Annotated in this window: 6 protein-coding genes; 2 read left to right on the top strand and 4 right to left on the bottom strand. The window is 43.4% G+C overall.

The window, feature by feature from the left end; translation table 11 throughout:
- Positions 1-46: 46 nt before the first annotated feature.
- Positions 47-3157, top strand: coding sequence for a SusC/RagA family TonB-linked outer membrane protein (locus tag AB6811_RS12740; RefSeq protein WP_369490895.1), 3111 nt, complete (start codon positions 47-49; stop codon positions 3155-3157).
- A 12-nt stretch (positions 3158-3169) separates the two neighbouring features.
- A complete protein-coding gene (locus AB6811_RS12735; protein ID WP_369490893.1) occupies positions 3170-4549 on the top strand; it encodes a SusD/RagB family nutrient-binding outer membrane lipoprotein in 1380 nt (459 codons plus the stop codon).
- Positions 4550-4606: 57 nt separating this feature from the next.
- Here the strand turns inward: AB6811_RS12735 and AB6811_RS12730 are convergent, their stop codons facing one another.
- The 4 genes from AB6811_RS12730 to AB6811_RS12715 all read right to left on the bottom strand — a co-directional run bounded on the left by AB6811_RS12730 (position 4607) and on the right by AB6811_RS12715 (position 12627).
- Positions 4607-5953 carry a RagB/SusD family nutrient uptake outer membrane protein gene (locus AB6811_RS12730; protein ID WP_369490891.1) on the bottom strand — a complete coding sequence of 449 codons (1347 nt, stop codon included), beginning with the start codon at positions 5951-5953 and terminating at the stop codon, positions 4607-4609.
- Entirely contained in the window at positions 5938-9123 is a 3186-nt protein-coding gene (locus AB6811_RS12725; protein WP_369490888.1) for a SusC/RagA family TonB-linked outer membrane protein, read from the bottom strand. The genes AB6811_RS12730 and AB6811_RS12725 overlap by 16 nt, the downstream gene beginning before the upstream one ends.
- A 119-nt stretch (positions 9124-9242) precedes the next feature.
- Positions 9243-10634 (bottom strand): YfcC family protein, encoded by a 1392-nt coding sequence (locus AB6811_RS12720; RefSeq protein ID WP_369490886.1) that lies wholly within the window; start codon positions 10632-10634, stop codon positions 9243-9245.
- A 10-nt stretch (positions 10635-10644) separates the two neighbouring features.
- Positions 10645-12627 carry a T9SS type A sorting domain-containing protein gene (locus AB6811_RS12715; RefSeq protein ID WP_369490884.1) on the bottom strand — a complete coding sequence of 661 codons (1983 nt, stop codon included), beginning with the start codon at positions 12625-12627 and terminating at the stop codon, positions 10645-10647.
- Positions 12628-12632: the final 5 nt, after the last annotated feature.

Here is a 12632-nt window from a genome sequence, read left to right as displayed (position 1 = left end):
TATGGCCCCTTTGGGTGTATATCATGAAACAAACCAACTAAAGCCTATGATACGATATATTTGTTTTTTAATGTTGATGTTAACCATATCGGCAGGTCTTTATGCACAGCGTACCCTAACGGGTATTGTTGTTGATGCTGAGAATGGTGAACCCCTGCCGGGGGCAACCATTGTAGTTGATGGAACAACCCGGGGCACATCAACCGATTTTGAGGGAAAGTTTTCCATTGAGCTTGGTGAAAACGAGATGTTCCTGATGGTAAGCTTTGTGGGTTACGACAAAAAGCGGGTGAATGTGGGTAAGCAAGCAACTATTCGCATTGAGCTCAACAGGGAATCGACCGTACTGCAGGATGTAATTGTAACCGCAATAGGGATAAAGGCCGAGAAAAAGGCGTTGGGCTACGCCGCACAGGATGTAAAGGGCGATGAGCTCAGCACCACCAACCAGTCGAATATTGTAAACGCGCTTAGCTCAAAAATTGCCGGTATAAGCGTAACCAGCTCATCGGGAACACCCGGTGCATCGGCCGATATTGTGATACGTGGTCGCTCGTCGCTGCGCGCCGATGGCAACTCACCGCTGTTTGTGGTTGATGGTGTACCCATTGACAACGATTATGCCGGAAGCGCCGTTTACGATTACTCCAACCGCGCCATCGACCTAAACTCCGACGATATCGAATCGGTTTCGGTTCTGAAGGGTGCAGCAGCATCGGCACTCTACGGTATTCGGGCTGCCAATGGAGCAATAATCATCACCACCAAATCGGGTAAAGGAAAGGGTATCCGCAGGAATATCACCTTTAAATCAACACTGGGTTTCGATAGGGTTAACAAACTCCCCGAAAAACAGTACCGCTACGCACAGGGTACAAATGGCAGCTACTCCAGCACAACCAATTTCAGCTGGGGCCCGCTGATTGACACCCTCCGCTACGATGGCGATATCAACTACCCGTACGATAAAAACGGACGAATTGTAGGCATGAGCGACCCATCAGCAACCGATAAAAGGGTAATTCCATATAAAAACATTGACGATTTCTTTGAAACTGCCGTAAACAGTAACACCTACCATAGCATAAGCGGAGGATCCGATAATGGTAGCTACCTGTTCTCAATGGGTTACCTCAACCAGAATGGTGTTGTTCCCCTAACCAGCTTTGAACGGTTAAACTTTAAGCTCTCGGGCGATACAAAGCTATCGGACAAGCTAAAAATTTCCGGTTCAGCCACCTACTCCAATTCACAGGGTAGCTATGCGCAAAAGGGGAGTAACCTATCGGCAGTTATGGTTGGTCTTATGCGATGCACGCCAACCTTTGATCTCACTAACGGCTCCAGTGATCCCGTTAACGACCCCAGTGCATATATGTTCCCCGATGGAACCCAACGCAACTACTACTCAAAGTACGATAACCCTTACTGGTCAGTAAATAAGAACCGCTCTAGCGATGAGGTTAACCGTATTATTGGCAACAGCCAGATTGACTACCAGATTTTACCATGGCTTAGCGCCATGTACAGGGCTGGTATCGACTTTTACTCGGAACAGCGCAACTCATTCTTCGACAATAACTCTAACGACGTTACCAACGGCTACGTAACCGCCAGCCTGTATAATTTCAACAGCTTTAACTCCGACTTTATACTTACAGCCGAAAAGGATATCACAAACGATCTCAAGCTAAATGTTCTGCTTGGACACAACTACTACAACAAGTACACCTACCTGAACTCGCAGCGCGGCGATTCGCTTATTCTTCCAAACTTTTACGACCTTTCGAACACCGCTGTGGTTACTGGCGACGATTACATCACCCGTTACAGGATTGTTGGCGCATACTACGATATCAGGTTGTCGTACAAAAACTACCTGTACCTAAATACTACTGGTCGAAACGACTGGTCGTCGACCTTGGCTAAGGGAAAAAACTCGTTCTTTTACCCCGCTGTTAATGGTAGCTTCATCTTCACCGAGGCATTTAACCTGAAAAATAAAATTTTTAGCTTCGGTAAGGTTCGGGCATCGTGGGCACAGGTGGGTAACGACGCTCCTATCTACTCATTACAGAACTACTACTCGGCCATAAGCGGCGGTATAAACGGACAAACCGCTTTTGCCACCCAGCGAACCATTGGAAATAACAACCTGAAACCCGAGGAGACCCGTTCGTGGGAGGTTGGTGTTGACCTGAAATTTTTGGATAATCGCCTGGGTTTAGATATGGCCTACTACAGCTCTACAACCGACGGGCAAATAGTTGAAGTGCCAGTGCCCTACTCCAGCGGTTACGACCGTATGGTGCTAAATGCTGGTATAATCACTAACAGAGGTGTTGAGGCACAACTTTACGCAACTCCGCTTAAGATGGACAAGTTTACCTGGGATATGCAGGTTAACTTTACCCGTAATAGGAACATAGTTGAGGATTTACCTGAAGGTATTCCTTTACTCGAGTTCCAGAATACCGGATTGAGTAGCACCCGGTCAGTTGCCATTAAGGGTGAACCCTATGGGGTTCTGTACGGAACCCGTTACCTCCGGAACGACAAGGGTCAAATCCTGGTTAGCGACGATGGTTACCCGCTGGTTGATCCCGTTCCGGGAATAGTAGGCAATCCAAATCCTGATTTTACCTTGGGCATTCGAAATACTTTCACCTACAAGGGAATTAACCTCACCGCTCTTGTCGACATTAAAAAGGGAGGCGATGTGTATAATGGCACCAAAAATGTAATGAGCTACCTTGGCACCCACAAGGAAACCGAGAATAGGGATGAGCTTTACGTTTTCCCCGGTGTAAATGTAAATACCGGCGAGCCCAACACGGTGGCAGTAAAGCGTAATTTTGATTACTATAGTCGTCTTGGAACAATGGCAGGACTTTCCGAAGCTGGCGTTGAAGATGGTTCGTACATACGTTTACGTGAAATTGCCATCAACTACAGCTTACCCACTAAATGGTTGAACAGAACCCCCATTAAAGGTTTAATGGTGGGCGTTAGCGGACGAAATCTGCTGCTTTTCACAAAATACTCCGGCATTGACCCCGAAACAAACCTTTCGGGTACATCAAACAGCCTTGGTCGCGACTACTTTAACATGCCAAACACCAAGGGAGTAGAGTTTAACATTCAGGTTAACTTTTAATACCCAAGCGCTATGAAAAAGGTAAATAAAACAATAAAAATCACTGCAATTGCTACACTAATGCTAATGGTATCGTGCGAGATTAGCGAAGTGAATATCAATCCCAATAGTCCAACACAAGTACCCGAGAACGTAATACTACCATTTGCCGAGGAAAGCATTGCCCGGTTAATGGCTGGCTCAGGCCAGGTAATGTCAGGTATATTTGTGCAGTACTACGAGGGTATTGATAACCACCCCCGACAGGTGCAGCAGTATGTTGTAAACGAAGCTCTTTACGTTGAATGGGACTGGAACGACTACTACGATGGGCCCATGATTAATCTGAAGAAAATGATTGAAGTAGCCAAGGGTAACGGTAACTTTTACTATGTTGGCATTGGGAATACCCTATTAGCCCTTTGCCTAGGAAATGTTACATCGCTTTGGGGCGATATTCCTTACTCCGAAGCCCTTGATGGCGCTAATAATAAATCGCCTAAATTCGATACTCAGAAAAGCATTTATGAAGCCATTCAAACACTGCTCGATACAGCTATTGTAAACTTCAATAAATCATACAACGGTCGTAAACCCACAACCGACGACATACTATTTGGTGGTGATATTGCCAAATGGAAAAAAGTAGCATACGCCCTTAAAGCAAGGTATTACATGCACCTTACCAAGCGAGCAGCCGAACTCGATTTTAACCCAGCACAGAAAGCGCTTGAGGCTTGCCAGAATGCCATTTCATCAAGCAGCGACGACATGCTATTCCCTTATGGCTACTCCGCCTCAGAGTATAATCCATTTTATTCATTTGCTCGCTTAGGTTATATAATACCAAACATTTCATTTACTTCGCTTTTAAGCGCCCTGAACGACCCCCGCAAGGATTTCTACTACAAGAAAAAGTTTGGATTGGCAAACCTTGAAAACAGCTACTTTACTTCGCCCAACTCGCCGGTTTTTATGATTACCTACCACGAACTAAAATTCATTGAAGCCGAAGCCCGACTCAGGCTCGATGAAAACGATCCTCTTGCTCAAACGGCCCTCCAGGATGCCACAAGAGCAAACCTCAACAAGATTTGCGGCGATGCGGTGCCACAGGCAACCATTGATAGCTACGTTACTGCAAATGCAAACCTTACAGGCGATTTTGAAAATAAGCTGAAAACCATAATCAGGCAGAAGTACATTGCCATGTTTGCTTCCATTGAAAGCTGGACCGACTACCGCAGAACTGGCTATCCAGTTCTTACTCCAAACCCAAATGGCGATAATCCACAAAATCCGGGTGGAGCAATTCCACGGAGGTTAGCATACCCTCAAACCGAACGACTTTACAATAAAAATTTCCCTACTCCTCTTCCTACCCTGCAGGATAGATTCTGGTGGGACGAGTAGATTTTTTTCATTGGCGTTATGTTTGTTAAGAACGGCTCCTATGGGAGCCGTTTTTTTTTAGTAACCCGGATTTTGGTCGGTTGGGGTAATTTGAGGATTATAAAGAATTTCTGTTTGGGGTATTGGGAAAAGCGTTTGGTTTACTGAGGTAATACTAGGTATTTTTACAAGAGCCCTGTTGGTTCTAACCAAATCGAACCAACGCTTGCCCTCAAAGGCAAATTCTAACTGTTTTTCATTCTCCAGGATAGGCCAAAGCTTTCCTAATGCAGTGGCCGAATCGATAGGGTTAAGACCTGCTCGTTGTCGAACTGTATTTAAATCGTTAAGTATGGTATTGAAGTGGGCTACAGAATCGGTAAAGTATAGCGCTTCGGCTCTGATGAAGTAAAGTTCAGCATTGCGTAAAACGGTAACGTTGTTTGCTCCGGTAGAAAGGTTTGGGTATTTTTTTGTATAGAAAATGATCCCAGAGCTTGTTGAAAGCGACTCGGCAATCCACTTCTTACGTTTATCGCTTGGTGCTATTAAGCTTACCAAATCCGATTTAGGAGCATTCTCGTATCTTCCACCTAGCTGGTTTGGGAAATGGTATTCTGCCAAACGGTTATTATCGCTCGGTATGAATGGTATGTAGAAAACTATTTCGGCACTTGGCTCGGTATATGAACCGAATAGCTTGCTGTAATCCGATTCCAGGTATGAGTTTTCCAACAAACATTCATTAGCATACTGCAAGGCATGTGGATAATCGGCCAGAGTTAAATAGACCAGAGCTTTTAGCGCTCTTGACGAACGAACCGTAGCCCACTGAGGCTGAATATTTTGAATTGATATTTCAGCGGAATCAAGGTCTGAAATAATTTGCTGATAAACACTACCAATGGGAGATCGTGGAAGAAAATTTGAGGGATCGTTTTTGGTTGTGGGTTTAAGCTTAAGCGGCACAGCACCATACAGGCGAACAAGGTTAAAGTAGTGCAGAGCCCTTAAAAATCGAAGCTGACCTACGATGTCGTTCTTTTCCGTTTCGTTTAAAAAATTTACGTCTTGAATTCCTTCAAGGATGTAGTTTGCCCTATTAATTGCAGTGTAAATATCCTCCCAAACCCCTTCAACAATAATATTATCGGGGGTCAAATTATTCTCATCTAGGGCAATAAGCTCAATTTTTGTTCCCTTTGCCACGCTATTGTCCGAGAGCAGATCGCCTGCAATGATAAAACTACGACCGTAGTAATGCTGAAGCTGGAGGGCATCGTAGCAACCGGTTAGGGCTGCATAAAGGTTTTCGGGGGTTGTAAAAACCTCATCGGAGGCAACATAGTTCTTCGGCTTAATATCGAGCCAATCGTCGCAGGCTATAAACGGTATGAGCAATATGGATATTAGAATTTTGCGCATACTCCCAGTATTAAAGTTTTAGGTTGTGGACAGGTAAAGAAATCGGTGCCCATCACTATAGAGTTTTCACCGTTGTAGTTCACTTCCGGGTCCATACCGCTGTAGCGGGTCCATGTTAACAGGTTCTTTCCTGCAATGTAAAACTGCAAACCAGCAAATGCAGTTTTCCTAATCACTTTTTGGTTTACTGTATATGTTAACTTAATGCTCTTCAGCCTTACAAATGAACCATCCTCAACAAACCTCGATGAAATGAGTTTGTTATACGTTGATGCTTTAGGTATATCGGTAATATCGCCGGGTTGCCTCCAACGCCGAAGTACTGCTGTGGTTTGATTGGATTTTGATAGCGTTTCGGTGTACATTCGGGTTGCATTGAAAATCTCATTACCTATGGAATAGAAAATGTTAAAGTTAATGCTAAACGAACGGTAAGTAAGTTGACTTGTAAGAGCGCCAAACAGGTCAGGGAATGGGGATCCAATCCGTGTTTTATCAAAATCGTTGATTATACCATCGCCGTTCAAATCTTTGTAAATCATCATTCCATCGGCCGGATTCACACCAAGAGCCTTGTAGCCGTAAAAAAACGATAGGGGTTGTCCCTCTTCAATACTACTGGAGGCTCGCCCAATATTCCTTATAGGTTGGTTTTGGTATAGGCTTACTACTTCGTTCCTGTTCATGGTTATTGTAAATCCAACGTTCCAGGAAACTGGCTCAGTGAGCAAATCGGCATTTAAATCAAGCTCAAAACCGCTATTTCGCATTTTTCCTATATTGGAAATGATATAGCTGAACCCGGTAGAAGTAGGGTAAGGCAAACGGTAAAGCAAATCGAATGTGTTTTTTACATAGTAATCGGCTGAAAGACGAACCCTATCCAACCAGTCGACCCGAATACCAGCATTAAACTGATGGGTGGACTCCCACTTTAAATTGGGGTTGGCAATTTGAGCAGGTCGTAATCCTGCTGAGCCGCCATAGTTTGATCCTGGGGCGAATAGGTCGAGTGCCCGAAAATCGCTGATTTGGTCGTTTCCAGTAAGGCCATAACTCAACGTTAACTTAACTCTTGGAAATAGGGTGTGTTTGGGGTAAAAGGGTTCGTCATATGCATTCCAAAGGAATGCAATAGCCGGGAAATTCCCGAAACGGTTACTCTCGCCAAACTTAGATGATCCGTCGCGCCGGAAGTTAAATGTAAACATATACCTGTTCAGGTACAGAAATTTCAAACGTGAAAATACCGAAAGGTTCAGCGCATCCACTTCCCGTGAACTGGCCTGAACTGGTATTGCGCCACCCTGTAAAAACTCTATGCTATTACCGGGGAAACTTTGCGACCTTAAGTAACTACCATGCTCCATGTATCGCTCAGTGCTTAAACCACCCAAAACCTCAAGGTTCCCGGTTTTCCATTTATTGGTAAAATTAGCATACGATGAATAGTAAAACGTAATAACATTGCTGGTTGCCTCAATTCCAAGTCCATCGTACTTTGCTCCTTGTCGGGTTTGTTTTGGGGCAAAGGTTTGTTCATTCAGGTTATAGTAATCAATACCTCCTTGAGCGTTTATTTGAAAATTGCTGCTTGGTTTATACGTTAATGTCAGGTTTGAAATATTCCTATGCGATTTGGCAAGGTTTTTTTCCTCCTTTGCTATCGAAATGGGGTTTGCATAGGGACCATCGTTATTGAATGTACCATCGGGGTTATAAACGGGGTATATGGGTGGCATTGATATGGCGTTGGGCAAGGGCCCATTAAGCGATTGGTCGCCCTCAACCCTATTGTTAGTTGAAAAGCTGAAACCATTACCCACCTGCAGCTTTAACTTTGGGTTTATGCTATAGTCGTAGTTAACCCTGAACCCGTAGCGACTAAAGTCGCTACCTAAAACAATTCCATCCTGGTTATAGTAGTTACCGCTCACGTAGTATGATGAGTTGCTATCGCCTCCCCTGAACGATAGCTGAAGGCTGTATGTTGGAGCAACGCGAAATACTTCATCGAGCCATCGGGTATCAACCTTATTGTTTTGTATAAAATCATCGGAATAAACCTGGGGCTCGCCTCGTTGAATGGCTTCCTCGTTAATCATATTCATCCACTGGGTGGCATTTAGCATGTTGAGCTTCCGGTTGGCCTGTTGAAGCCCAAAGTAGGAATCAACTGATATGCTGTTGGCGCTTGCTTGCCCCCTTTTTGTAGCAACCAGCACTACCCCATTTGAAGCTCGGGTGCCATATAGCGCGCTCGATGAGGCATCTTTTAAAACTGTAATCGATTCAATATCGTTTACCGGAATATCGGAAATGGCATCAATGGTTTGCCCGCTAAAACCGAGCTGCGAGTAGTTTCCAGTAATTACCGGAACCCCATCAATCACAAAAAGAGGCGAGTTACCTGCTGAAATGGATGTGATTCCCCGAATATTCATTTTAACCGATGAGCCGGGTGTTCCTGCATTGTTTTGAATTAGTACTCCGGTTAGATTTGTTTGGAAAGCACCCATTACCGAGGCATCGTTTACCTGTGAAAAACGTTGGGGATCAACTACCGATACTGACCCCGTTAAAAGGTTACGTTGTTCACTTCCAAAAGCCACAACCACAATTTCTCCAATTGGGTTTAGCATTGGTTTTAACCATAGCCTTACAACGGTATCGGTGGTTACCTGGTAATTCAAAGGATGGTATCCTATACACGAAAAGTTTAACGTTTGCCCATACTTAACGGCTAGGGAGAATTGGCCTGCCGAATCGGTATAGGTTCCTTTCATGTCGCTGGTAATAACATTTGCTCCAGCAATAAAATCGCCTGTGGAAAAATCTACAACTGTTCCCCTTAGAGTAAATGGGGGCATTAGCCGTAAAGGTTTTAGTACAACTGTATTGTTAATTATTTCAACACTACACTCAATGGTTTTCCCAAGCAAATTAAATACATCGGCTGCTGCTTTTTTGCGTGCCGAGAAAGTAACTATTGTATCGACATTTAAGTCCGATGAAGAGAATGCAAACTTATAACCGGTTTGAGATGAAATATCCTTTAAAATGTCGCCCAGCTTCTGGTCTTTAAATGAAAAACTATATACCGCTACATCCTGAGCGCAAAGTGTGTAAAAAAATAACAAAATTGCTGAAGTAGATAGAATTGGCCTCATGCTACAGGATTAGTTTACCGAAAAAATTCCATGAAATGTATCAAAAAAAAAGAATCTAAACAACACTAAACAAAAAACCGCCCCAATGGAGGCGGCGTACAATCCATTATCCAAAACATTTATTTCCCAAAATAGTACAATGCAAAAACTAATAAAATCATGGAAACCCCAAAAAGAATCAGAAGTAACCTTATAAACCATTTAACCCATGTAGTATAGGGGATTTTGGCAATTGAAAGGACTCCCATAGTAACGCCGCTAGTTGGGACCAACATGCTGAATAGTCCATCGCCAAGGTGAAAAGCGGTAACTGCGGTTTGACGTCCCACTTCAAGTAAATCGCTCAGGGGAGCTACAATTGGAACGGTAAGTGCAGCCTGTCCTGAACCTGAAGGAACCAGGAAAGTAAACAATGATTGAAAAATGAAAATAACCTGCACGGAAAGTTCAGGAGGTAAGCTCTTGCCTAACCCGGAAACGCTATAAAGTATAGTGTCGATTATTTTTCCCTGTGATGCAATTACAAGCAATCCTCTGGACATACCAATTATGAGGCCTGCGGTAACCATGTCCTTAGCGCCATTAATGAAAGCATCAACCGCATCGAGGGTTTTTAATCTGTAAACTACTGCTGAAAGTATACCCAAAGCAATAAATAGCGCCGAAATCTCATTTATAAACCATTTCCATTGGTTTGCCCCATAAACCAAAAGGATTAGCGATATGAATAGCAAACCAATAATGATTTTTTGCCTTATATCAAATATTTTTATCGACGAGTCTTCAGAGACCTCAACACTTCGGTCTCTATCAATTTCATAAACCGAACTGATCTGTAAGTTTCTTTTAATCCGGTTTGCATAGCGCATTACGAAGAAAATGGCTATTGATGTTAGCACTGTCCATATCAGTACCCTGAACTCCCAGCCACTAAATAAAGGCAACTCAGCAATTCCATGGGCAACTCCAATGTTAAACGGATTAGTAATTGCTGCTGCAAATCCAACGCCTGCAGCCATGAACGACATCGAAATACCCACAATAGAATCGTAGCCAAGAGCAATAGCCAAGGGTATAGTTATCATTACAAAAACAAGAGTGGATTCACTCATACCAAAGGTTGCCCCGGCTAGCGAAAAAAATACCATTACAATGGGAACTATTATGCTATTCAGCCGGGGATTATCCTTACCTCGCTCCAAAAGTCTATTCAGTGCAGCCGGAATGGCCTTAGTACGTGCTAGCATTCCAAAAGCACCCCCAACAATCAAACAAAAGCCTATTACTTGGGCGGCCTCAATAAATCCCTTTATTGGCGCCGTAAGCATCGATCCTAAACCTTGCGGTGAACCGCTAACCTGATGGTATGTTCCGGGAACAATTACCTTTCGTCCGTTTACTAGCTGCTTCTCAAACTCACCTGCAGGCAAAATCCAGGTTAACAGAATAAGACCTATCATTATAAAAATGATGATGACAATAGTGTGGGGAAAAACAATTTTTTTACTCATTGGTGAAGGTTTAGTTCTTTGACAATTTTAACAGTTTCTGAGTAGTTACTAGGACGTTCCTATCGTCTCTAAATCTTAAAAAGTAAATCCCATCATGCAAATTTGATATTGAAAGTGTTGATGTTACAGTTAACCTGGATTCCATTACTTTTTTACCGGTTACATCAAAAATTTCAAGTATTCCGGGGTTCAATACCTCAATACTCACATAATCGATAGCCGGATTGGGATAAACTTTTATCAACTTGCCTAAGTATTGGTTCTCTGGGGTATATGTAGGCACATTATTCCCTAGTATAACCGTATCGGCAGTTCCCAAAAAGCGCAACATAACCCGTTCAAACCCAGCAATATTTCTCGATTGACTATAAGGCCCCTGATTAGCAAATGCACCTCTAGTCCCTGTATTACTGAAATACACCAGCGGGAAACTGCCCATTACGTTACTTAGAAATGATTTTTGCCGGGAGTCGAAAGTGTAACAGGCAAAGGTTGAACCCGTAATTAAAAGGCCATTCTTCAGCTTATCGGCTAGCATTAAATACGATACACCGGTAACGCAATTCTCGTAGTATTGGCTATTGATAAATGCATTAGGAATAATGCATAAATTTTCTAGTAACCCTATACCACTGCTGAACTGAAGTTGACCATTATACGATGCTCCCGATGTGGTGTAGTTGTTTACTACTGATGCTCCTGCAAAACGGGCATTATCGCCCACAAAGAATGAAACCATTTCGGGTGATTTTAGCTTGGTTTTAAGCAACAGCCCATTACCCGCTGCATTCAGGTAGCTAAAGAGTTCAACACGATCGTTCGACACAAAAACAAATTTCTTTGCGGCATTTATCAATGCCTGATGTTCCGTATTTGATGAGTTAGCGCTAAGGCCCTGAATGATATCAACTTTAGCTGCTCCTTTTGCCGTAAATGTTGATTTAAGTGAGTTTGCTCTCGTCTGATCGGTTCCGGTTACAATAAGAATTGGATCGGCACTACCGCCTGCTTGGTTTACAAAGTATGCGCAAGCGTCATCGCTAGGATAATCAGTCCCACTAAAGAACACAGTAATTCGAGAATTAATTTCGTTTACCAGCGGATTGATTGTGTTGCTGTAGCCTGATACCTCAAAAGTATTCAGGTTGATTGTGGTTCCATGAAGCAATTGGGTTAGTTCAATGTAATCCGATTTTAGCATTGAAACCTGGGTGTCGAACGGATTTGTAGCACTATTAGCTCTATAAATTCCCACGGCACCGGTTCCGTAAACAGTAGCCATACCGTTAGGCGAAATACAGATTGCGGTATGATCATCTATTCCAACACCCACTGCCAATTGCCCGGTCTGCTTATACCAGCTAGCCATAAAGGCCGGCATTCGGCCTAATCGCCCCCGCTCGGCAACGTGAGTATCAAATATTAAATTCCCTTGAATGGTATTTAAAAAGTCATTTGCAAGGGTAATTTGGGATGAGTAAGCGCTCATTAGTGCGGTGGATGGATCAACCGAAGCTACCTGTGCAGTAAACACAATGGGGGAAAGTATCATTGCTCCAGCTGAAGTGCCAGCAAGTACTCCTCCGCTGCTGAATACTTGCTGTAATGCCTGTTGGGTTTTTGTTCCCTTGTAGTACTCGTAATACTTACTTTGGTCGCCACCTTTCAAAAAAATAGCTCCATAGGTAATCAGGCTATCATAAAGCCATTGGGAATTAGCAAGCGATTTGCTATCGATCTTAAAATTTTTTGTCCACTTAGCCCCAAATGACTTGAAGTAATTTGGTAGCCAATCGGTTTCGTCGTTAACGCTAATAATGGCAACCTTTTTGTTAGCCGACTGCGTTACCACCCAGGAGTAGGGTAAATCGCTCCAACTCCCGCTACTTTCTCCACCGCCGCCCGCAAGCATCAAAAAACCTTGACCTTTTGCATAATTCAGGGTTACCAACATCAAAAAAGCAAATGATAACGATTTAGTAATTGTTTTCATGGTTA

It is taken from the genome of Tenuifilum sp. 4138str, assembly GCF_041102575.1.
Taxonomy (GTDB): Bacteria; Bacteroidota; Bacteroidia; order Bacteroidales; family Tenuifilaceae; genus Tenuifilum; species Tenuifilum osseticum.
Note: the sequence above shows the minus strand (reverse complement) of the source record. Positions and strands in the feature narration are given on the sequence as shown.

Coding starts and splice junctions, on each gene's coding strand:
- AB6811_RS12740 (WP_369490895.1), top strand. CDS start 47: ATGATACGATATATTTGTTTTTTAATGTTGATGTTAACCATATCGGCA.
- AB6811_RS12735 (WP_369490893.1), top strand. CDS start 3,170: ATGAAAAAGGTAAATAAAACAATAAAAATCACTGCAATTGCTACACTA.
- AB6811_RS12730 (WP_369490891.1), bottom strand. CDS start 5,953: ATGCGCAAAATTCTAATATCCATATTGCTCATACCGTTTATAGCCTGC.
- AB6811_RS12725 (WP_369490888.1), bottom strand. CDS start 9,123: ATGAGGCCAATTCTATCTACTTCAGCAATTTTGTTATTTTTTTACACA.
- AB6811_RS12720 (WP_369490886.1), bottom strand. CDS start 10,634: ATGAGTAAAAAAATTGTTTTTCCCCACACTATTGTCATCATCATTTTT.
- AB6811_RS12715 (WP_369490884.1), bottom strand. CDS start 12,627: ATGAAAACAATTACTAAATCGTTATCATTTGCTTTTTTGATGTTGGTA.